This is a genomic window from Kitasatospora dryopteridis (genome assembly GCF_050749075.1).
Lineage (GTDB): Bacteria > Actinomycetota > Actinomycetes > Streptomycetales > Streptomycetaceae > Kitasatospora.
The window spans coordinates 8077176-8097022 of sequence record NZ_CP192749.1; the positions used below are offsets into that span (position 1 = coordinate 8077176).

Sequence of the window (19847 nt, forward strand, 5' to 3'; positions counted from 1 at the left end):
CGGGGGGCCCTGCGCCGCACCCGTCACGCCTGCGGGCCCGCACACGCTCCGGTCTGCCCGGCGGCGGCCAGCACGGCCTCGGCCACGGCGGTACGGGCGTACAGCACCGAACGGCCGGCCCGGTGCGCCGTGACGAAGCCGGCCCCGCGGAGAGCGGTGAGGTGCTGGGAGACACCGGCCGGGGAGACACCGGTGCGCCGGGCCAGGTCCGTGGTCGAGGCCGGGTGCTCGAGTTCGGCCAGCAGCAGTGCGCGCGACCGGCCGAGCACCGCCGCCAGGGCGGCGCTCCCGGCCGCCGGGCGCCGTTCCCACAGAGTGCCCACGCCGAGGGCCCGGTAGGCGAGTTGCGGCGGGTCCGGCGGTGAGAGGCGGGTGGACAGCCCCGGACCCTTGAACGCGGCGGGGACGAGCAGCAGCCCTGCACCGGAGCCGTCCCGGTGCAGGGTCCGCGGCCGGCGCACCACCCGAAGCACCCGGTCGTCCCAACTGACCAGCGGATGCAGCTCGTTGAGCAGGTGCCCGGCGCCGTGCTCGGCGGCCTGCCGGGCGCGGTGGAAGACGTCCGCGTCGAGCACCGCCCGGATGCGCTCCCAGTAGGGCGCCAGCGCGACGTCCCAGTACGCCGCGACCTCCTCCGCCACCCGCGGCAAGTGGGCCTGCGGGTCCTCGTACAGGGCGCGCAGCCGCGGCCCCGGGCCGCCCCGGTGGTGCCGCAGGTGGTCGAGGTCGCGGCGCACCCGTTCGGCGGGCACGGCGATGATCGTCGCCAGTTCCTCCACGAGAGCGGGAGCCGGGCCGGCGGGCGCCGGGTTGAGGAAGTCCGGGACGTAGCCCGAGGGCGGCACCAGTTCGGCGAGCCAGCCGCGGTCCAGCCCGGCCGCGGCCACCCGTGGAGCGACCTGCTCCAGCCAGCGCCGGTGCACCGCATCGGCAGCACCCGAGGCGAGCAGCCGGAAACTGCCGCCCACCTGCCACATCGGCGACACTGCGAACCGCAGCCGCGCCAGATCGCCCGCCGAGAACGCCAGCTCCGCCGGCATCACCACCCCCAGGATTCGGCTGAGCCCGAATCAATGGCCGCCAGACTAGCGCCCGGAGATCCTTCCGGCATGACCACAGCGACCACCGGCAGCACCGGGACGACCACCGCAGCCGCCTCGGGCACCTGGACCCTCGGCGACCTCCGCATCAACCGGATCGGCTTCGGCACCATGCGCCTGCCCCAGGAGGGCGCCGCCTTCGACCCCGACGCCGCCCCGCGCGACCCCGACCGGGCGATCGGCGTACTGCGCCGCGCCGTCGAACTCGGCGTGAACCACCTCGACACCGCCGCGTTCTACTTCTCCCAGCTGCGCTCCGCCAACGAGCTGATCAACCGGGCCCTCCGGCCGTACCCCGAGGACCTCGTGATCACCACCAAGGTGGGCCCGGGCCGCGGCCCGTCGGGGGAGTGGCTGCCGCACGCCACCCCCGAGCAGCTGCGCGGCCAGGTCGAGGAGAACCTGCGCCAACTGGGCCGCGACCACCTCGACGTGGTGAACCTGCGCATCGTCGGCGCCGACCCGATCGCCGAGCGCTTCGGCGCACTGGCCGACCTGCAACGTGCCGGGCTGATCCGCCACCTCGGCCTGTCCAACATCCACCCGCACCACCTCGCCGAGGCCCTGGCCGTCGCCCCCGTCGTCTGCGTGCAGAACATGTACGGCCTCGGCGTGCGGCCCGAGTATGACACCTTCGTCCGCACCTGCGGCGAACAGGGCATCGCCTTCGTGCCGTTCTACTCGATCGCCGGACCGGGCCGCACCGCGGGCACCGACGGCAGTGCCGCCGCCGAGGAGCTGGCCGCGGTCGCCCGCGCCCACGGGGCGAGCACGGCACAGATCCGGCTCGCGTGGACGCTGCACCGGGGGCCGCACATGCTGGCCATCCCCGGCACCGGCGACCCGGACCACCTGGCTGCGAACGTGGCCGCCGGGGCGCTGCGCCTCGGCGGTGAGGAACTGGCCGTGCTGGACGGCCTTCACCGGCGGGCCGGCTGATCACGCGGCCGCCGGGCCCCCGGCGCCCGCCGGGTACTGTCGTCGATGACGAGAGGAGCACAGTGTCCGAAAACCTCAACCTGGTGTGGGCCCACGAGGAACTCCCCGCCACCGGCGCGCCGAGCGTCTTCCTGGCCGGCCCCACGCCGCGCAGCGAGGACGTCCCGTCCTGGCGGCCCGAGGCCGTCGACCTGCTCGCCGCGCAGTGGGACGGACCGCAGCCGCTGACCGTCCTCACCCCCGAGACCCGCGGCGGCTTCCGTGCCGTCCACTACGACGACCAGTTCGCCTGGGAGACCGCCGCCCGCGCGGCCGCCACCGCCGTCCTCTTCTGGATTCCGCGTGACCTGCGGACCCTGCCCGGCTTCACCACCAACGTCGAGTTCGGGCACGACGTGACCACCGGCCGCACCGTTCTCGGCTGCCCGCCCGACTGTCCCGACCCGCGGCGCAACCGCTACCTGATCCACCTCGCGCACCACTACGGCGCACCCGTCAGGGAAACCCTCCCCGACACCGTCGGCGCCGCCCTCGCGCTGCTCCGCGCGCCGTCCTGAGACCTGCCGGCAAAGGCACTCGGGCGCAGCTCCCCGGCCGGCCGACGTCCGTGCGTCGACGAACACCGAAGGTCAGTCGGCCGGGGCCTGTGCCGGGACATCCGCGGCGAGCCCTGCCGGCAGGCCGGCCTCGAGGTGGACGACGGTGCCGGCGGCGAGCGCGCGGAAGGCCGCATCGACGCGCGCCGCCAGGCGCGGCCGCAGCCGCCGCAGGGCCTCCGGACGCTCCAGCCAGTGCGCCGCCCTGATCTCCCCGTCCGCGAACACCAGGCCCTCGGCCTGTTCGGGCGTCAGCGGGGCCGCCCCGAAGACCATGCAGGTCAGCGCACGGCCGTGCTTGGCCGCCGACGCCGGGGCCGTGTCCACCACCAGCAGCCGGCCCACCGGCACCGTCAGCGCCAGCTCCTCCGCCAACTCCCGGGCGGCCGCCTCCGACGGGGACTCGTGGGCCTCCACCATCCCACCTGGCAGCTCCAAGTGCGGCTTGTAGCCGGGCTCCAGGACCAGCACGCGGCCCGCCGTGTCGGTGAGCACCACCGTGGCCGCTATCATCGGTGACGGCAACTGCGCGTAGTGGTCCCGCGGCCCCGTCGGCCGCCGTGTGCCGTCGTGCAGGACGGCGGTGTGCGCACCGCGCCCGGCCGCCGCCGCGGCCCCCAGCCGACGCCCGACCGCAGGGGCGAGGAGCCGCAGCGCCTCCGGCTCCGGGAGGAAGCGGGCCGCGAGAGCGCTGCCGGGACCGGACTGCGGTGGGATCTCCGCCGCACCCGCACCGTCCCCGATGTGGGCGGCATGGACGAAGCAGAGCACCGTACGCCCCCACACCTCGGCCGGGAGCGTGTCGACGGCCAGCAGCCGCCCGACCTCGACCGGCAGCCCGAGGACCTCGTCGACCAGACGCACCAGCCCGGCATCGGGCCCCTCGTCCCTCAGCATCCCGCCGGGCATCGCCCAACTGCCGTCGCCCGCCTGGTCCACCAGCAGAATCCGGCCCTCGCCGTCGTGGATCAGCGCGTCCACGCGGGCCGCGGGTGCGGGGTGCGCGGCGAGCTGCCGGGCGGGCGCGGACGAGGCCGTCGGCGCGTCGTCGCCGGGAGAAGTCACCTGTCAGCCTCCAGAGTTCGCGGCGCCGGGACCTCCGGCGCGGCCGTTCCGCTCAGCGTACGACTGACGCAGCCCACGCCCCGTCAGAAGGGCTTACTTGCCGACACGCCCTGGCCGGCCGCCGACCCCGTCAGAACGGCGCGGGGCCCTCGCCGGTGATCGGCATGCTGCGGCGGTCGACCCGGTACTCGATGCCGCGGAAGCCGCCCGACGCCTCGGAGATGTGGACGGTCGTCGACTCGGCGTGGAAGACCTCCAAGAGGTCGGGCCCGTCCGCCGGCGGTTCGATCACTCCGCTCCAGTCCTCCTCCCCGTCCATGAGGGTCTTCACCAGCTCGGCGTGGACCGGTAGTCGGTGATCCTCGTAGCGGACGGTCGCGGGCCCGCAGTACCGGTCGGTGACGGCTTCGGCCGGCACGCGGGTGCGGTGGGCGAAGGTGTGCGGGTCCCGGCAGCCGCGGGCGGCGGGAGCGTCTGCCGGACCGGCCTCTGCCGTGCCGGCCTCGTCCAGGAACTGCTGGTACAGCCGGCGCTGAAGCGCTGCGAAGGCGTGGTAGGGGCGTGCGGCGGCCAGGAGTTCGGCGTCCGCGCCCTCCATCACCCGGTCGATCCTCAGCATCAGGTGGTCGAAGTGAGCCAGTACATCGAGGGGCGCCAGCCGGACGATGCCGCACTCGACGTACCGCCCGGCCACCCCCGCGTAGAGGTCGGCGAGCGCCAGGTCGCCGTAGAACTCCCTGAGTTCGGGACGGCTGCTCCGCGGCATGGGCATGGTCCGCCACAGCGTGTAGGTGTCGATGAGTTCGATTGCTGCCCACCCCCGGAATTCCTCCGGCGCTTTGCGGCGGAGGGCCGTACGAGTCCTGTCGGCCGCTGCGTCGGGGCCGCCGTCCGTGCAGAGAGTACCGGGCGACCTTGTCGTCCGGCCCCGGGCGGTCGGTCAGGAGGGCAGGTCGGCCGTCAGGTGCTTGCTGAAGACCGTGGAGCTGCGCCGGACGGTCATGCCGACCCTCAGGTAGAGGTCGAGGGCGCCGGTGCTCGAGTGCGTCCAGAGGGTGCAGGCCGGCCGGCCCTCGCGGTGGAAAGCGCGGAAGGTGTGCCGGAGCAGCAGGCGGGCGATGCCCCGGTTGCGGTGGTCGCGGTGCACCGCGACCCGCTCGACGTAGCCCTCGCCGGTGTCGGGGAGGTCCAGCGCCAGGACGGCGCCGACCGGCCGGCCGTCGGCGAGGGCCAGCACCGACATCGCGGGGGCGAAGCTGGGGCGCTCCACCGTGTGCCGGGCCCACTCCTGGTAGGGCTTGCGGCGCTCCTGCCACTCGTCGAAGGCGTCCTCGGTGAGCTCGTGCAGGGCGGGCCCGTCGCCCGGCCGGAAGGAGCGGACGGTGATGCCCGCCGGGGGCTCGGGCACGTCCGGCTCCTGCGGCATGGCGAAGGCCAGCAGCCAGGCCGTCACCATGGGCTCGTAGCCGCGGGAGTGCAGCAGGCCGACGGCCGCGGTGTCCTCGTCGGGCACGGTCTGCACGATCCGCTCGCCGCCCGCCCGGAGCGCCCGATCCCCGGCCCAGTCCAGCAGCGCGGCGCCCAGGCCGCGGCCCCGGTGCTCGGGGTGGACGTCCACCTCCGAGCGGCGGTTCACCCACGCCCTGGCGGCCAGGCACCCGTTCGCGTCGTGGATCAGCACGGTGTCCGACGCCAGCTCCAGGCCCGGCCGGGCCAGGTCGGCGGCGATCCCGCCCGGGTCGGTCTCCGCCCGGCCGTACAGCTCCGTCTCGCAGGCCGCGACCAGGCGGTGGATCGCGCCGACGTCCCCGGCCGCGGCAGGCCGCCCCCGGTAGCCCGCGGGCAGCTGCAACTCATGAACCGACACGGTGTCACCCCTCCACGACGGCGGATCCGGCGGCAGCATAGCCCGGAGCGGGGCGTTCCGTCCGAGTGCGATCCACCGTCCCGACGGTCGGCGGCTCCCGGAGGGCCGGAGTGATGCGCATCACTGTCTCGGTGCTTCGGGTCGGGCATGCGCGATCATGGCCGGATGGACGCTCGTTTCCTCGGCATCGCCGAGTTGGTCGAAGTCCCGTCCGTGGCGGTCGTGGTCGACGTCATGCGTGCTTTCACGGTGGCCGCCTGGGCCTTCGGCCAGGGGGCGGAAAAGATCGTTCTTGCGGAGTCGCCGGACGAGGCCCTTGCGCTCAAGGCCCGGCACCCGGAGTGGGTGGCGCTCAAGGACGGTCCGCCGGCGCCCGGGTTCGACGCCGTCAACTCGCCGGGCCTGCTGCGGTCCGTCGACCTCGGCGGACGGACCGTCGTGCAGAAGACCACGGCAGGGACGGTCGGTGCCCTTGCGGTCAAGGAGGCGTCGCTGGTGCTGTGTGCCGGCTTCGTGGTGGCGGAGGCGACGGCTCGGTTCCTGCGGACGCGTGGGTGCGACAGTGTCACGTTCGTGGTCACCGGCGAGGACGGGCAGGCCGACGAGGATCTGGCGTGCGCTCAGTACATCGCCCGGAGGGCCGCCGGGGCCGGGACGGATGCGGCTGAGTTCCTCCGCCGTGCCGGCGAGTCCCGTGCCGCCACCGAGCTGGCGGAGGGCGTGCGCGAAGGAGCCCATCCTGATGACATCGCACTCTGTCTCGAGCTCGACCGGTTCCCCTTCGCCATGGTGGCGAGCCTGGAGGACTCGCTCATGGTCCTCCGGCCCGAACCGTCTGCGGCAGCCTGAACCACTGTCGAACACCCCCTGACGGCGCCGCTTCACCCGCCCGAGGCGGCCGGCCGGCTGCAGGCTTCCCGCAGGCGGTGGAGGGTGGTGCGCATGCTCGCGCGGTTGCGTTCGGCGCGCTGTGCGGCGGGTGTGCCGGTGAAGACCAGTCCGAGGAGTTCGGCGGTGCGGGCGCCCGGGCCGCCGCGGCGGTGGTCGATCCAGTACTCGGTGACCAGGGTGCCGCCGTCCGCGGCCGGCGCGAGGCGGTAGCCCCAACGGGCCACCGGCAGACCGAAGGTGGTGACGTCGAAGGCGAACTCCCGGTCCGGGTCGGCGGTGGCGATCCGGCAGGTGGTGAACCAGATCCAGAAGGCCCGCCGGTTGAATCCGACGAACGTCCGGCCGCGCCGCCAGACGCCGACGACCTCCGGGCTGAACTCCTTCATCCTCCGGACGTCGGCGAGCAGTTGGTAGACCGTCCCCGGTGCCACCGCCGGGAACTCCAGGGACTCCTCGACGGTCCAAACCCGTGCGTTGTTCATCGGCAGGCCTCCTGGTCCGCGGTCGTCGCGGCAGCGGTGACGACCGCCGCCGCGTCCAGCACGATACGGGCGAGCGCCGCCGGTTCGGCGAGGACCCCGATATGTCCGCGCCGCGGGACGATCTGCAGGCGCCCGTCGCGGCAGGCGCCGAGGAACAGCCGCTCGTCGCGGCGGAAGTGGTCGCGCTCGCCGTTGACCAGCCACACCGGCCCCGGGTACGAGCGCAGCGCGGCCACCGGGTCGGCCGCGGCGACGGACCGTACGACCGCGGGCACGACCTCGCCGGACAGCCCGCCCCGGAGCATCGCCTCCCCGGCCGCACCCGGCAGCGCGCGGCGGAAGGCCCACCGGCTGAACCGGTCCGCAGCCTCCGGGCGCCGTGCTGCGAGGCGGCCCGCGCCCCGGTAGGCCGCGAGCAGCGGCCCGCGCGGACGGGCGGTGCAGCCCACGGCCACCAGGCCGAGGACGGCCTCCGGCCGGGTGCGGGCGGCCTCCAGGGCCGCGTACCCGCCGAGGGAGTGGCCGACGACCAGCGCCCGCCCTCCGAGTGCGTCGACGGCCTCGAGGACCGCCGCGGCGGCCCCGGCGAGGGTGAACGGCTCGCCGCGCCTGCTGCCGTGGCCGGGCAGGTCGGGTGCGGCTGCGGGGTGGCGGTGCGCGATGCGTTCCATGACGGGTGCCCACATCGTGCCGCTGACACGCGTTCCGTGCGCGAGGACGACGGGCAGCCCCTGCTCGACGGGCTCCATGGGGCCACGGTACACCGAATGCAACGCAACGTTGCGTTGCATTCGTGCTAACGTCGCGCCATGCAGGAGAACCCGCAGGCCACCGCAGGGGCCGCCGGTCGGAGCCAGGGCGCACGGAAGTCCCGGGAGATCTTCGACGCCACGCTGGACCTGCTCGCCGACCAGGGCTACGACGGGCTCACCGTCGAGGGCGTCGCCCTCCGGTGTGTGTGTGTGTGTGTGTGTGTGTGTGTGTGTGTGTGTGTGTGTGTGTGTGTGTGTGTGTGTGTGTGTGTGTGTGTGTGTGTGTGTGTGTGTGTGTGTGTGTGTGTGTGTGTGTGTGTGTGTGTGTGTGTGTGTGTGTGTGTGTGTGTGTGTGTGTGTGTGTGTGTGTGTGTGTGTGTGTGTGTGTGTGTGTGTGTGTGTGTGTGTGTGTGTGTGTGTGTGTGTGTGTGTGTGTGTGTGTGTGTGTGTGTGTGTGTGTGTGTGTGTGTGTGTGTGTGTGTGTGTGTGTGTGTGTGTGTGTGTGTGTGTGTGTGTGTGTGTGTGTGTGTGTGTGTGTGTGTGTGTCGCCCTCCGGGCCGGCGTCAACAAGACCACCCTGTACCGGCACTGGCCCACCAAGGGCGCCCTGGTCCGGGCCGCCCTGATCGGCGCCGGCCGCCTCGAACTCGACGTCCCCGACACCGGCAGCCTCCGCGGCGACCTCGAGGCCCTCGTCCGCCAGGTGGTCTCGCTGCTCACCGCCCCGCCCGCCTCCGACGTGGTCGTCGCCGCCCTCGGCGCGGCCACCCGGGCCCCGGAACTCGCCGACGCCGCAGCGGACTTCTTCGCCGACCGGATCGCCCGCGAACAGGCCGTCTTCGACCGCGCCGCCGCCCGCGGCGAACTCCCCGCCGACGTCGAGCCGGCCCTCGTCATGGACCTGCTGGCGGGTGCCGTCTGGCTCCGCGTCGTCCTCCGCCGCCGCCCCCTCGGGCCCGACTACCCGGCCCGCGCCGTCGCCGCCGTCCTCCACGGCATCGCCCCGGCCGCCGAATAGCCTCGGCTCAGCCCGAACCGGCGTCGCCGAGCAGCGCGTCCGTCTGCCGCTCGTCCGGGCAGGGCGGCACCCAGCCGTTCGCGGCGGCATGCTCCAGGAACGCCGGAGGAAGCCGCAGGTGGTACCGCTCGACGTAGTGCGCGAGATCGGCCCGCCAGAACAGGTGCCGTCCGAGCATGGCCGGGTTCGGGGAAGCACCACCGCTGCTGTGCTGCCGGACGGTCAGGAGGCCTTGAGGCCCTCCAGACCGGGGGCGACCAGCATCGGGGTGAACTCCACGACGGTGTGGGCGGCCACGCCGTGGGCGAGGTAGGGGTCGGCGGCCAACAGGCGGTCGAGCGCCTCGGCGGGCATGGCGGGGACGAGGTAGACGCCGCCGGTGAGGGAGGGCCGGCGGCCCGCGGCCAGCAGCAGGCCCTCCGCGAGGAGACCGCTCAGCCATTCGCCGTGGGCCGCCCGGTGCGGGTCGACCTCGGCGGGGGACGCCGTGTAGTCCACGGTGACAACGAACATGCGGCCCAACGTACCCGCAAGACCCCGCCGCAACGGGCGCCACCGCGCGGAAGCGGCCCGGATTTCTGCCGCGGATCGGACGGGCCGGCCCCTGCCCCGGCCTGGCCGAAAAGGCTTTGACGGAGGGCGGGCCGAACTCCACCGGCGGGCCCAGGCGGAGGAGCAGGGCACCCGTCCGGGCTATGTGTCCGTATCCTCCGGCGCGTCAGGCCGGCCCGGGCGCAGCCCTGTCCGACGATGGGGCGAATGATGAGACGAACCCGGGCGACGGCGGTCACGTACGCCGCCTGTGCCCTGCTGCTCCTCGGCGCCGCTCCCGCCCACGCCCTCCGGGCCGCCTCCCCGGTGGTCGTCCCGCCGGACCCGTACTTCCCGCTCAGCGGCAACCAGGGCTACGACGTCCGCCACTATGACCTCGACCTGGACTTCACCCCCGCCAGCCACCTGCTGGACGCCCGCGCGGCGATCAGTGCGATCGCCGACCGGCCGCTGCACCAGTTCGACCTGGACTACTCCGGCCCGGCCGTGCAGCAGGTGCTGGTCGACGGCAGGCCCGCCCCCTACCGGCGCAGCGGCCAGAAGCTCACCGTCGTCCCGGCCCGCCCGATCCGCGCGGGCTCCCCGTTCATCGTCCGCGTCCAGTACCGCGGCACCCCCGAGCGGATCTCCGATCCCGCCCTCGGCGACTACGGCTGGATCAACACCCCGGACGGTGCCGTCGCCCTCAACGAGCCCGACGGGGCCCGCACCTGGTACCCCCTCAACGACGACCTGAACGACAAGGCGACGTACACCTTCCGGATCACCACCCCGGCCGGGGTCACCGCCCTGGCCAACGGCGAGCCGGACGGCGCCCCGCAGACCCGCGACGGCCGCACCACCGCCACCTGGCAGATGCGCAAGCCGATGGCCGGCTACCTGTCCATGGTCGCCATCGGCGACTTCCACGTCACCCGGACGACCGACGGCGGCATCCCCAACATCACCGCCTACGACCCGGCCGGCGGCGAGACCGACGCCGCACTCCACCGCACCACGGCCGAGGCACTGGCCTGGGGGAAGAAGCGCTTCGGCCGCTACCCGTTCGACTCCACCGGCGGAATCGTCGACCGGATCGGCGTCGGCTACGCCCTGGAGACGCAGAGCCGGCCCGTCTACGACGGCGCCCCCGACGAGCTCACCGTCGTCCACGAGATCGCCCACCAGTGGTACGGGGACAGCGTCACCCCCACGACCTGGCGGGACATCTGGCTGAACGAGGGCTTCGCCACCTACACCGAGTGGCTGTGGCAGGAGGACCACGGCGGCCCCACCGTGCAGCAGACCTTCGACAGCCTCTACGCGACCCCCGCCGACGACCCGTTCTGGAACCTGAAGACCGCGGACCCGGGCCGCGACGAGATCTTCAACTTCGACGTGGTCTACCTCCGCGGCGCCATGACCCTCCACGCGCTGCGCACCACCATCGGCGACCGCGACTTCTTCGCCCTGCTCCGGGAGTGGGCCGACACCTACCGGTACGGCAACGCGAGCACCCGCGACCTCCAGGGGCTCGCCGAGAAGATCTCCCACCGCAGGCTGGGACCGCTCTTCGACGCCTGGCTGTACACCGCCGCCAAGCCGGCCCCGCCGAGCTGACCGCCCCCTCCGGCGCACCGTACGACCGGGCCGGCCGTGCGGTGCGCCGGTGCATTCCTTCAGCCCGTACATTCCTTCAGGCGGGCCGGCCGCCGAACTTCACGCGTTCGCCGCGGCCCAGGGCGGCGGCGTTCTTCCGCTCCAGCTCGTCGATGCCCAGCCACTCCGCGTAGGTGACCGGGTGCACGCCGCGGGCGGCGAGCCGTTCGGCCAGCGGCGGGGCGGCCGGGTCGGCCCGGTGCGCCGCGATCGCGCCGGGGGCCTCGTCGGCGAGCAGGGCGCGGACGGTCTCGGCCGCGTCCGCCTTGTTGGTGCCGATCACCCCGGTGGGCCCCCGCTTGAGCCAGCCGGCCACGTACTCGCCGGGCAGCGGCCGGCCGTCCGGGCCCAGCACCCGCCCTCCGGCGTTCGGCACCACGGCCCGCACCGGGTCGAACGGTACCCCGGGCAGCGGGACCGACCGGTAGCCGACCGAGCGCAGCACCAGCTGGACGGGCAGCAGCTCGTACACGCCGGTGCCGCCGACCCGGCCGTCCCCGCGGGCCGCCGTCCGCTCCAGGCGCAGGGCCGTCACCCGCTCGTCGCCGAGGATCTCCACCGGCCGGCGCCAGAAGTGCACCGACACCCGCCGCGGGCAGCCCCGCGGTTGCCGTGCGGCCCAGTCGGCGAGCACGGTGAGGTTCCCCTGCACCCGGCGGTCGGGGACACCGTCCGCGCTGGTGGTGCCCGCGAGGTCGGCGGTGACGTCGACGTCCGGGAGGTCGCCGAGCTGCCGTAGCTCCCTGGTGGTGAAGCGGGCCTCGGCGGGGCCGCGGCGGCTGACGACGTGCACCTCCTCGACCCGGCTGGCGGCGAGGGCCGCGAGCACCGGTTCCGGCACGTCGGTGGCGGTGAGATCGGCGGCCGGCCTGGCGAGTATCCGGGTCACGTCGAGCGCCACATTGCCCGCACCGATCACCGCCACCGACCGTGCGCCGAGGTCGAACAGGCCCGGGTCGGCGTCCGGGTGCCCGCAGTACCAGCGGACGAAGTCCGCCGCCGCGGCGCTCCCCGGCAGCTCCTCGCCCGGTATGCCGAGCCGCCGGTCCTCGGGCGCGCCGGTCGCGTACACCACCGCGTCGTACCCGGCGAGCAGCATCTCCCGGGTGACCTCCCCGCCCAGGCGCAGCCCGCCGAGGAACCGGACCCTCGGGTGTTCCAGGACCCGCCGCAGGTAGTCGGCGATCGACCTGATCGACGGGTGGTCGGGCGCGACGCCGTATCGCACCAGCCCGTACGGCGTGGGCAGCCGGTCCAGGACGTCCACCGCGACCTCGACACCCGCCCCGCCGGGCGCCTGCCCGGCCTGCTTGACCAGCGCCTCGGCCGTGTACAGTCCGGCCGGCCCCGACCCGACCACCGCCACCCGCAGCCACGGCACCCCCGCACCGCCCCCGCCGCTCACGGCCCGGCCCCCGCCCCGACCCCGCCACCGACCGGCTCCCGTCCACGGGAGCTGCACGGCACACAGCACAACACGCTCATCGGATCGGCTCCCGCCCCGGGAGCGCGCAACACACACCCGGACGGCCGGACACGGCCGACACGGCCGCCGTCCCCTCCATCGTCCCACTCGCCCCGGCCGGTGCGGGGCGACACCGCCCTGCTCGTTCCCGGGCCTGCAGCCGGTCACCGGCCGACCGTCCCGGCGCGAGTGTGCCGGTACCGCGCGGGTGTGGTGCCGACGTGCCGGGTGAAGTGCCGGTTCAGGTGGGCCTGGTCGTGGAACCCGACGGCTGTGGCCACCACGGCGGGCCGGTGGCCGTCCAGAAGGAGCCGGCGTGCCCGGTCGATGCGCTTGCCGGTGAGGCAGGTGTGCGGCGGCAGGCCGTAGGCCTGCTTGAAGCAGCGGATCAGGTGGGTGGGGTGGGCGTGCAGGAGGGCGGCGGCCTCCTGCAGGGAGATGCCGTCGGGGATCCGCGAGTCCAGCAGTTCCCGCAGTCGGGCGGCGAGCCGGCCGGCCTCCCGTCCCGGTGGGCGCAGGCGGAGCGCGTCGAGGTGGAGGTGAAGCCGTTCGCGGATGAACGAGAGGCGGGACTCGGCCTCGAACCCGTCTCCGGGCCGGGCGAGGACGGCGTGCAGCCGGTTGATCCGATGGCGCAGCACCCCGTCGCCGATGACCGGATCGGCCACCGCGCGGCCGGCCAGACGCTGCGGGAGCACCGAGTCGTCGAGGTAGAGCACGCGCTTGCGGAAGCCGGACGCCGTGACCGTCCGACCGTCGTGGGGAACGCCGGGAGGCAGCAGCAGGACGCTCGCGGTGCCGGTCGCCCCGTGGCGGCGGCGGTCGAGTGCGAAGTCGACCGTGCCGTCGTCCAGGATCATCAGGTCCCACGTGTCGTGGGTGTGGGCCGGGTACGCGTGCTCGGTGAAGTGCGCGTGGAAGACCTCGGCGATTCCTGGGACCGACGGCTTCCATGCGGTGACGGACGTGCGGGGCCGGTCTCCGGTCATGTCAGGAACGTACAAGACCGGTGGCGCCGGGGTGCGGCAGGCTCGTGATGCCGGTCGGGGGCCTGAGGATCCGCTCCCGGCCGAACCGTCCCGAGGAAGGATGTTGGATGTCCGAGCCCGTTGCTCCGGTCAACCTCGCCGACAAGCTGTCGCATTTCAGTGAGCTGTGGTCGCAGAAGAAAGTGGCTGTGGTCAACGACTACGAGGTCAAACTGGCCAAACTGAAGGGGGAATTCGTCTGGCACTCGCACGAGGACACCGACGAACTGTTCCTGGTCGTCAGCGGGCGGCTCACCATTCGGCTGAGGGACGCCGATGTGGTGCTTCAGCCCGGTGAGTTGTTCGTGGTGCCCCGCGGGGTCGAACACTGCCCCACGGCGGACGAGGAGACCGCGATCCTGCTGTTCGAGCCGGCGGGAACGATCAACACGGGCGACGCCGGGGGCCCGATGACCAGGGCGGCCGAGAGCCTCGGCCGACCGTCGGCCGGCCAGGTCTCCGGGCCCACTTTCCTGACGCGTACATGACCCGATAGTATGGCGGGGCTACTACGGCTCCCCCCGGCCCGTAGTCCGCACGGGTGCGCGTCCTGGCCCCAGGGCGCGCACCCGGCACGTCCTTCCCGTCGGCGTGGTGCGAAGATGCCGCCGGATGCCGTCCGGAGGGGTGAGGGTCGGCGTGTCGAGGCGGCCCGGGCCGCCGGACCGGCCCGTTCGGTGCTGCGATGGGCCGAGGGCAGGACGTCCCGGGCGGCGCCGCCGGGCAGGGCCGGCCGCGACCGCGGGACCGGACCGAGGCGGCACCATGGCGAATGCACTGAACGACCGGGCGGACCGGAACGCACTGGCGAGCGGCACCGTGGCCGCGGCCGCCGTGATCCTGCTGCTGGCCGGCCTGCTCGACCTGCTCCGCGGCGTCATGGCCATCGCCGAGGACGAGGTCTTCGCCCGCACCCCGGACTACACCTTCCAGTTCTCCACCACCGCCTGGGGCTGGATCCACCTCGCCCTCGGGGTGCTCGCACTCCTCGCCGGCCTGGCCCTGTTCCGCCTCGCCCTGTGGGCCAGGATCGTCGGCGTGGTCATGGCGTCCCTGCTGATCGTCGCCAACTTCCTGTCCATCCCGTACTACCCGCTCTGGTCGCTCACCGTCATGGCCGCCTGCGTCTTCGTCATCTGGGGCCTCTGCGCCGTCCGCCGATAGGGCGGCCCGCGGGAGGCCGGGCGGGGTGGCCCCTCACCCGCGGCGCGCGTGTCGGACGGCGGGAGTGATCGAGCCGCCGGATACTGCGGAAGTGACTGATCGTCAGAAATCCTTCAGCCGCCGGTCGTTGCTCGCCGCCGGCGCGGCCTTCGCGCTGCCGCTCGGCAGCCGGACGGACCTCCTGGGGCTGTCCACCGCCGCACCCCGCCCCGGCGCTCCCGGCGGGGCGAAGCCGGGCCGCAGCCTGCTGCCCCAGCTGTTCGGCGAGGAGATCCGGCGGATTCCCACCGACGAACGCGTGGTGGCCCTGACCTTCAATGCGGCATGGAACGAGGACGGCATCGACACCGTCCTCGACGAGCTCAGCGCCCGCGGCGTACCGGCCACCTTCTTCCTGACCGGCCAGTTCGCCGAGTCGCATCCCGACGCGGCCGAGGCGCTCGCCGCGGAGCACGGCGTCGCCAGCCACTCGTACAGCCACCCCGAGCTGGACGACCTCGACGCGCAGGGGCTGCGGGAGGAGGTGGCCAGGGCGGACGAGGCGATCCGGTGGGCCACCGGCGCCGAACCGCTGCCCTTCTACCGGTTCCCCTACAGCGAGACCAGCCCGGACGCCATCGCCGAGGTCAACGCCCTCGGCTACGCCGACATCGAGTTCACCGACGACACCCTCGGCTACCTCGGCGAGGCCGGCGGCATCGGTGTCGACGACGCCGTCGCGCGGGCCGTCGCAGCGATCGGGCCGGGGACGATCCTGCAGATGCACCTCGGCGCGAGCGACGGCTCCGGGCCGAACGTCGACTCCCGCGCCCTGCCGTACATCGTCGACGCCGTCGAGTCCCGCGGGTACACCGTCATCGACCTCGGATCACTGGTCTGACCGACCTCGCCGCCCCGGCGGGCGCGCGGTCCTACCAGGCCACCGGGAGCTCCTGGACCCCGTAGACGATCATGTCGGTGCGGTAGCGGAGCGACTCGTACGGGACGGCGAGGTGCAGGCCGGGCAGGCGGCGGAAGAGGGTCTCCAGGGCGATCTGCAGCTCGGCCCGGGCGAGCGGCTGGCCCAGGCACTGGTGCACGCCGAAGCCGAAGGCGAAGTGGCGGCGGGCGTCGCGGGTGACGTCCAGCCGGTCGCCGTCGGCGAACACCCCGGCGTCCCGGTTGGCCGTGGACACCATGCACAGCACGCCTTCGCCGGCGCGGATCTGCGCGCCGTCCAGGTCGACGTCCTCGAGGGCGACCCGGGGGACGCCGAGGTGGACGACGCTGAGCCAGCGCAGCAGTTCCTCCACCGCGCCCTTCACCAGGGCGGGTTCGGCCCGCAGCCGGGCGGCCTGCTCGGGGTGGCGGAGCAGCGCGAGCGTGCCGAGGGCGGTCATGTTGGCGGTGGTCTCGTGGCCGGCCACGAGCAGCAGGACGCCCGTGGCGGCGGCCTCCTCGGGGGAGACGTCGGGTCGGGCGGCGAGGCGGCCGAGCAGGCTGTCGTCCGGTCGGCGCCGCTTGCGGGCGGTCAGGTCGGCGAGATAGGCGTTGAGTTCGCGCTGTGCGGTGCCGACCGTTTCGACGGGCGCGGCGAGGTCGAGCAGGACGGCGCTGCGGCTCTGGAAGAAGCCGTGCTCCTCGTAGGGGACGCCGAGCAGGTGGCAGATCACCAGCGACGGCACGGGCAGCGCGAAGTCGCGGACCAGGTCGGCGGGGGCACCGCCCGCGGTCATCCGGTCGAGCGCCTCGTCGACGGTCTGCTGGATGCGCGGCCGCATGGCCTCGATCCGCTTGACGATGAAGTCGCCCGTGAGCATGCGGCGCTGGCGGGCGTGCTCGGTGCCGTCGAGGCGCAGGAAGGTCGGCGTGGAGCGCTTGAGCAGTTCGCGGCGGCCGGGGGAGAGGAACGGGAAGCCGGGGTGGCGGGCATCGGCCGAGAACCGGTGGTCGCCGAGGACGGCGCGCACCTGGGCGTGTCCGGTGACCAGCCAGCAGGAGGTGCCGTCCCACAGGTCGGCCCGGGTGGCGGGTGCGGTGCGGTGGGCCTCCTCGTACGCGGGCGGCGGTGCGAAGGGGCAGCTGCCGCGCGGGGCCGGAAGGTCGGGGGCGGCCGGATCGACGGGGCTGCGGCGGTGGGGTGCGGTGGTCATGCCGGGTCCTTCCACGCGGTGGTGCGGCGCACCCGGTCGGGGCCGTGGGCTGCCCGGGCGCGGCGCTGCGGTCAGTCGTCGAGCACGGTGATGGCGTTGCCGGGGCAGAGGGCGGCGGCCAGCCGGACGGTCGCCGGCAGCGCCCGGTCGGGGCCCGGCAGTAGCAGACGGACGAGGCCGTCCTCCTCGGACTGGTCGAAGACGGCGGGCGCGGTCGAGACGCACTGGCCGGAACCGCAGCAGCGGTCCTGATCGACGGTCACCTGCATCGCGGCTCCTCGGGGGCGGAGGGCTGGGGCAGCAGAACGGTTGCCCGGGTCAACCGATAGCACACCAACGAACCCGCGTGCAGTCGTGTACGGAGAAATTCCGCGGCTTGGCCGAATCCGGGCACCCCGTTCCGGCCGAACCGGTGCCGCGGACGCAGGGGCGCGTGAGGTGCCCCCCACGCGCCCCTGAATCGACCGCCCGGCTCAGGCCCGGCGCAGGCTGCCGATGCGGCGGCGCCGGGTGCGGGCGGCCGTGAAGCCGGTCAGCCCGCCCAGGGCGATGCACAGCGGCGAGTACAGCGCCAGATCCCAGTGGCGGAACGCGGCGGGGGCGTCCCCCAGTTCGAGGCCCGAGACGGCCAGGCCGCCGAGCCCGCGCACCGAGAGCACCCCGGCGACCGTCCACATCCCGGCCCGGACCAGGCGCGAAGCGGCCAGACCGCTCTCCGGCCGGGCGCCGGTGACGACCAGCCAGGCGGCGGCGCCGAGCAGCCCGGCCACGGCGACGGTCAGCGGCGCCGAGGGAAGTTGCGACTCGTCGACCCCGACCACGACCTCGGCGAACTCGGCCCGCGAGGCCAGCGGCCAGGGCGAGAAGGCCCACACCGCGTGCAGCGCCCCCGCCGCGAGCAGCCCCGCCCCCGCGACCGCCGCCGCCGGACGGACCCCCGCCCCGGTCTCCGGTGCACCCTCCCCGGCCGGCCCCAGCAGCCACTCCTTGGCGTTCATCGTGCCACCCCTTCCCGACTCCCCTGTCCTGCCCGAAGGGCAGATCCATACACAACTGTACGGATGTTCCGTACAGTACTGTACGGAACATGGCCAAGGGCAAAGTCAGCAAGGACGACTGGACGATGGGCGCGTTGCGCGCACTGGCGCGGGGCGGGGTCGCCGCGGTGGCGGTGGACGGGCTGGCACGCGAACTCGGCGTCACCCGCGGCAGCTTCTACTGGCACTTCGAGAACCGGGAGGCCCTGCTGGTGGCCGCCCTGGAGACCTGGGAACTCCTCGCCACCACCGAAGTCATCGCGGCCGTCCGGCAGTTGGAGGACCCGCTGGTGCGGGCCAGGGCGCTGTTCGCCGAGGCACTGGGCAGCGAGAAGATCGCCGGACTCGAGCCGGCTCTTGCGGCCCAGACCTCCCACCCGGCCGTCGCCGAGGTCGTCGACCGCGTGACCCGGGCCCGGCTCGCCTTCCTCGCCGAGATCCTCACCGGCGTCGGCTTCGGCCCCCAGGACGCCCGCCACCGGGCCCTCGCCGCGTACGCCGCCTACCTCGGCTGGCTGGAACTGCGCAGGACCGCACCCGAACTCGCGCCCGAGGCCGGACCCGACGACCCGCAGGCCCCGGCGGCCCTCGACCACCTGGTCGACATGATCCTGGCCCCGGCACTCCACTCGCAGCCCCGGGCGGACCCGCAGCCCGTGTGACCGGACGGGTGCGCGGTCCCCGGCGGGAGAGCGGCGGGCCGCGTTCGGGGCCGGCCCCCGATGCCGGCCGTGGACGGCCCGTCGGCCGGGCAGCCGCTCAGCGCCCCAGGCCGAGGTCGGCGGCGATCAGCCGGGCGGCGGGCGCGAGTTCGGCGGCGATCGCGGCCTGCTCCGCCGTGTCGGACCGAAGCCTGCCCTGCACGGCGGGCCGCTCGGAGAGCCGGCGCAGCCGCAGGTGGGTCGGCGGGTGCGAGCCGTCGACGGTGCCGAGTTCGCGGGCGGAGACGCGCAGCAGCCGCTCACGCTCCAACGGCGGCACCTCGGCGATCCGCGCAGCCAGTTCGGCCCACGGCTGCACCGGGGTCTGCGCGCCGGAACGGCCGGGGCGGCGCGCCAGCTCCGCGCGCATCCGCAGCAGGCTGGTGCTGACCGTCCGGTGCAGCATCAGTGTGCGCAGCATGCCGGTGGTGGCCTCGGTGCCGGCGAGGGCGGCGGCGAGGGCGTCCGCCCGGTACTCGGCCGCCTGGCCGGATCGCAGGGTCAGCCGGCCGAGCAGCCCCAGCAGGTGCCGGGCCGCGAGGTTGAACGGGCGCACCAGCAACTGGAGCACCGCCGAGGCGAACGCCTCCACGAAGGTGCCGAACGACTGCCGGTACAGGTCCGGCCTGGTCAGCTGCTCCCACTCCTCGAGGGCGTCCAGCGCCGAGCCCAGCCAGAGGCCGCGTCGGCTGTCCGCGTTGACCTGGTGCCCGATCTCGTGGCCCAGCACGGCCAGTTGCTCACCCGGAGCCAGGACCGACCACAGCGGCAGGCCGATCTGCAGCACGCGGCGCCGCCGCAGGCCCGCCAGTCCGTAGGCGGCGTTGAAATCGGAGGTGATCACGACGAGGTCGACCGGTCGGCCGCCGAGAGCCCCGGCGACCCGGTCGGTCAGGCCGAACAGCGCGGGGGCCTCGCTGCGCGTCAGCCGTACGCCGTGCCGCGGCACCCTGCCCAGCCGCGGGCGGAGCGCGAAGACCAGCAGCGCGGCGAACAACCCGAGCACCCGCAGCGGCCAGGTCGGTGCCGCGACCAGCAGTCCGACGGCGGTGACCACCAGGACGACGGTCGCCAGGTGCACCAGGCCTGCCAGGACGGTGGCACCGAGCCACGCGGGGTCGCGGACCGCCGAACGGTCGGCCGAGGCGGCCGCGTACACCCGCTCCACCCTGGCGCGCACGGCCCGGCGGGTGGCCTCGTCCTTCCGGGCCCGGCGCTCGGCGCGCCGCCGCCCGCGGGACGTCCCGTTCGGCGGCGGGGCGGGGGAGGGGTCGAGGTTCCACTCGCACGCCGGGCACCAGGAGGTGAACCGCGGGTTGCCGGCCACGGGGCCCGAGCACACCGGGCAGGTGTCGGCGTCGTTCGTACGTACTTCCCTCACACTTCGCGATCTTGCCACCGCCGCGGCCCGAGCGGAAGG

General features: G+C 74.2%; 23 protein-coding genes. 9 read left to right on the top strand and 14 right to left on the bottom strand.

Going from position 1 to position 19847, the window contains the following annotated elements:
* Positions 1-23: 23 nt before the first annotated feature.
* Positions 24-1040, bottom strand: coding sequence for an ArsR/SmtB family transcription factor (locus ACQ614_RS36895; RefSeq protein WP_431684117.1), 1017 nt, complete (start codon positions 1038-1040; stop codon positions 24-26).
* A 69-nt stretch (positions 1041-1109) separates the two neighbouring features.
* Between ACQ614_RS36895 and ACQ614_RS36900 the strand changes: the two genes are divergently transcribed.
* Together ACQ614_RS36900 and ACQ614_RS36905 are read left to right on the top strand one after the other, a co-directional pair.
* Positions 1110-2039, top strand: coding sequence for an aldo/keto reductase (locus ACQ614_RS36900; protein ID WP_431683483.1), 930 nt, complete (start codon positions 1110-1112; stop codon positions 2037-2039).
* A 62-nt stretch (positions 2040-2101) separates the two neighbouring features.
* Complete coding sequence (locus tag ACQ614_RS36905) at positions 2102-2596, top strand: nucleoside 2-deoxyribosyltransferase domain-containing protein (protein ID WP_431683484.1); 495 nt, start codon at positions 2102-2104, stop codon at positions 2594-2596.
* 72 nt (positions 2597-2668) lie between these two features.
* Here the strand turns inward: ACQ614_RS36905 and ACQ614_RS36910 are convergent, their stop codons facing one another.
* The 3 genes from ACQ614_RS36910 to ACQ614_RS36920 all read right to left on the bottom strand — a co-directional run bounded on the left by ACQ614_RS36910 (position 2669) and on the right by ACQ614_RS36920 (position 5567).
* Entirely contained in the window at positions 2669-3700 is a 1032-nt protein-coding gene (locus ACQ614_RS36910) for an NUDIX domain-containing protein (protein ID WP_431683485.1), read from the bottom strand.
* Positions 3701-3830: 130 nt separating this feature from the next.
* Complete coding sequence (locus tag ACQ614_RS36915; RefSeq protein ID WP_431683486.1) at positions 3831-4466, bottom strand: hypothetical protein; 636 nt, start codon at positions 4464-4466, stop codon at positions 3831-3833.
* A gap of 174 nt (positions 4467-4640) precedes the next feature.
* Positions 4641-5567 (bottom strand): GNAT family N-acetyltransferase, encoded by a 927-nt coding sequence (locus tag ACQ614_RS36920; RefSeq protein WP_431683487.1) that lies wholly within the window; start codon positions 5565-5567, stop codon positions 4641-4643.
* A 165-nt stretch (positions 5568-5732) separates the two neighbouring features.
* Between ACQ614_RS36920 and ACQ614_RS36925 the strand changes: the two genes are divergently transcribed.
* Positions 5733-6416, top strand: a complete 684-nt coding sequence (locus ACQ614_RS36925) for a 2-phosphosulfolactate phosphatase (RefSeq protein WP_431683488.1) — start codon at positions 5733-5735, stop codon at positions 6414-6416.
* Between the two features lie 32 nt (positions 6417-6448).
* Here ACQ614_RS36925 and ACQ614_RS36930 read toward each other — a convergent pair whose 3' ends face one another.
* Both ACQ614_RS36930 and ACQ614_RS36935 read right to left on the bottom strand, forming a co-directional pair.
* Positions 6449-6940, bottom strand: a complete 492-nt coding sequence (locus ACQ614_RS36930) for an SRPBCC family protein (protein ID WP_431683489.1) — start codon at positions 6938-6940, stop codon at positions 6449-6451.
* Positions 6937-7689, bottom strand: coding sequence for an alpha/beta fold hydrolase (locus ACQ614_RS36935; RefSeq protein WP_431683490.1), 753 nt, complete (start codon positions 7687-7689; stop codon positions 6937-6939). The genes ACQ614_RS36930 and ACQ614_RS36935 overlap by 4 nt, the downstream gene beginning before the upstream one ends.
* 541 nt (positions 7690-8230) lie before the next feature.
* Between ACQ614_RS36935 and ACQ614_RS36940 the strand changes: the two genes are divergently transcribed.
* Positions 8231-8710 (top strand): TetR/AcrR family transcriptional regulator C-terminal ligand-binding domain-containing protein, encoded by a 480-nt coding sequence (locus ACQ614_RS36940; RefSeq protein WP_431683491.1) that lies wholly within the window; start codon positions 8231-8233, stop codon positions 8708-8710.
* 7 nt (positions 8711-8717) lie between these two features.
* Here ACQ614_RS36940 and ACQ614_RS36945 read toward each other — a convergent pair whose 3' ends face one another.
* Positions 8718-8888, bottom strand: coding sequence for a hypothetical protein (locus tag ACQ614_RS36945; RefSeq protein WP_431683493.1), 171 nt, complete (start codon positions 8886-8888; stop codon positions 8718-8720).
* Between the two features lie 44 nt (positions 8889-8932).
* Entirely contained in the window at positions 8933-9223 is a 291-nt protein-coding gene (locus tag ACQ614_RS36950; RefSeq protein ID WP_431683494.1) for a YciI family protein, read from the bottom strand.
* Between the two features lie 246 nt (positions 9224-9469).
* Here ACQ614_RS36950 and ACQ614_RS36955 point away from each other — a divergent pair, with 246 nt between their 5' ends.
* Positions 9470-10861, top strand: a complete 1392-nt coding sequence (locus tag ACQ614_RS36955) for a M1 family metallopeptidase (RefSeq protein ID WP_431683496.1) — start codon at positions 9470-9472, stop codon at positions 10859-10861.
* A 76-nt stretch (positions 10862-10937) separates the two neighbouring features.
* Here ACQ614_RS36955 and ACQ614_RS36960 read toward each other — a convergent pair whose 3' ends face one another.
* On the bottom strand, positions 10938-12305 hold the full coding sequence (locus ACQ614_RS36960) for an FAD-dependent oxidoreductase (RefSeq protein WP_431683497.1): 1368 nt from the start codon (positions 12303-12305) through the stop codon (positions 10938-10940).
* 224 nt (positions 12306-12529) lie between these two features.
* The gene (locus tag ACQ614_RS36965) at positions 12530-13354 is read right to left on the bottom strand and encodes an AraC family transcriptional regulator (RefSeq protein WP_431683498.1); all 825 of its coding nucleotides are present in this window, start codon (positions 13352-13354) and stop codon (positions 12530-12532) included.
* A 107-nt stretch (positions 13355-13461) separates the two neighbouring features.
* Here ACQ614_RS36965 and ACQ614_RS36970 point away from each other — a divergent pair, with 107 nt between their 5' ends.
* The 3 genes from ACQ614_RS36970 to ACQ614_RS36980 all read left to right on the top strand — a co-directional run bounded on the left by ACQ614_RS36970 (position 13462) and on the right by ACQ614_RS36980 (position 15437).
* Positions 13462-13881, top strand: coding sequence for a cupin domain-containing protein (locus tag ACQ614_RS36970; protein ID WP_431683499.1), 420 nt, complete (start codon positions 13462-13464; stop codon positions 13879-13881).
* A 277-nt stretch (positions 13882-14158) separates the two neighbouring features.
* On the top strand, positions 14159-14557 hold the full coding sequence (locus tag ACQ614_RS36975) for a DUF7144 family membrane protein (RefSeq protein WP_431683500.1): 399 nt from the start codon (positions 14159-14161) through the stop codon (positions 14555-14557).
* 91 nt (positions 14558-14648) lie between these two features.
* Positions 14649-15437, top strand: coding sequence for a polysaccharide deacetylase family protein (locus ACQ614_RS36980; protein ID WP_431683501.1), 789 nt, complete (start codon positions 14649-14651; stop codon positions 15435-15437).
* Positions 15438-15468: 31 nt separating this feature from the next.
* Here the strand turns inward: ACQ614_RS36980 and ACQ614_RS36985 are convergent, their stop codons facing one another.
* From ACQ614_RS36985 to ACQ614_RS36995, 3 genes are all read right to left on the bottom strand, one after another.
* Positions 15469-16689: a cytochrome P450 gene (locus ACQ614_RS36985; protein ID WP_431683502.1), complete on the bottom strand. Its 1221-nt coding sequence runs from the start codon at positions 16687-16689 to the stop codon at positions 15469-15471.
* A gap of 71 nt (positions 16690-16760) precedes the next feature.
* Entirely contained in the window at positions 16761-16958 is a 198-nt protein-coding gene (locus tag ACQ614_RS36990; RefSeq protein ID WP_431683504.1) for a ferredoxin, read from the bottom strand.
* A 204-nt stretch (positions 16959-17162) separates the two neighbouring features.
* On the bottom strand, positions 17163-17687 hold the full coding sequence (locus ACQ614_RS36995; protein ID WP_431683505.1) for a DUF3995 domain-containing protein: 525 nt from the start codon (positions 17685-17687) through the stop codon (positions 17163-17165).
* A gap of 89 nt (positions 17688-17776) precedes the next feature.
* On the opposite strand from ACQ614_RS36995, the gene ACQ614_RS37000 reads away from it, so the two are divergent.
* Positions 17777-18388 (top strand): TetR/AcrR family transcriptional regulator, encoded by a 612-nt coding sequence (locus ACQ614_RS37000; protein WP_431683506.1) that lies wholly within the window; start codon positions 17777-17779, stop codon positions 18386-18388.
* A gap of 97 nt (positions 18389-18485) precedes the next feature.
* On the opposite strand, the gene ACQ614_RS37005 is transcribed toward ACQ614_RS37000, so the two are convergent.
* Positions 18486-19754, bottom strand: coding sequence for a M48 family metallopeptidase (locus ACQ614_RS37005; protein WP_431683507.1), 1269 nt, complete (start codon positions 19752-19754; stop codon positions 18486-18488).
* Between the last annotated feature and the right edge of the window lie 93 nt (positions 19755-19847).

Coding starts and splice junctions, on each gene's coding strand:
- ACQ614_RS36895 (WP_431684117.1), bottom strand. CDS start 1,040: ATGCCGGCGGAGCTGGCGTTCTCGGCGGGCGATCTGGCGCGGCTGCGG.
- ACQ614_RS36900 (WP_431683483.1), top strand. CDS start 1,110: ATGACCACAGCGACCACCGGCAGCACCGGGACGACCACCGCAGCCGCC.
- ACQ614_RS36915 (WP_431683486.1), bottom strand. CDS start 4,466: ATGCCGCGGAGCAGCCGTCCCGAACTCAGGGAGTTCTACGGCGACCTG.
- ACQ614_RS36925 (WP_431683488.1), top strand. CDS start 5,733: ATGGACGCTCGTTTCCTCGGCATCGCCGAGTTGGTCGAAGTCCCGTCC.
- ACQ614_RS36930 (WP_431683489.1), bottom strand. CDS start 6,940: ATGAACAACGCACGGGTTTGGACCGTCGAGGAGTCCCTGGAGTTCCCG.
- ACQ614_RS36935 (WP_431683490.1), bottom strand. CDS start 7,689: ATGGAGCCCGTCGAGCAGGGGCTGCCCGTCGTCCTCGCGCACGGAACG.
- ACQ614_RS36945 (WP_431683493.1), bottom strand. CDS start 8,888: ATGCTCGGACGGCACCTGTTCTGGCGGGCCGATCTCGCGCACTACGTC.
- ACQ614_RS36950 (WP_431683494.1), bottom strand. CDS start 9,223: ATGTTCGTTGTCACCGTGGACTACACGGCGTCCCCCGCCGAGGTCGAC.
- ACQ614_RS36955 (WP_431683496.1), top strand. CDS start 9,470: ATGATGAGACGAACCCGGGCGACGGCGGTCACGTACGCCGCCTGTGCC.
- ACQ614_RS36965 (WP_431683498.1), bottom strand. CDS start 13,354: ATGACCGGAGACCGGCCCCGCACGTCCGTCACCGCATGGAAGCCGTCG.
- ACQ614_RS36970 (WP_431683499.1), top strand. CDS start 13,462: ATGTCCGAGCCCGTTGCTCCGGTCAACCTCGCCGACAAGCTGTCGCAT.
- ACQ614_RS36975 (WP_431683500.1), top strand. CDS start 14,159: ATGGCGAATGCACTGAACGACCGGGCGGACCGGAACGCACTGGCGAGC.
- ACQ614_RS36985 (WP_431683502.1), bottom strand. CDS start 16,689: ATGACCACCGCACCCCACCGCCGCAGCCCCGTCGATCCGGCCGCCCCC.
- ACQ614_RS36990 (WP_431683504.1), bottom strand. CDS start 16,958: ATGCAGGTGACCGTCGATCAGGACCGCTGCTGCGGTTCCGGCCAGTGC.
- ACQ614_RS36995 (WP_431683505.1), bottom strand. CDS start 17,687: ATGAACGCCAAGGAGTGGCTGCTGGGGCCGGCCGGGGAGGGTGCACCG.
- ACQ614_RS37000 (WP_431683506.1), top strand. CDS start 17,777: ATGGCCAAGGGCAAAGTCAGCAAGGACGACTGGACGATGGGCGCGTTG.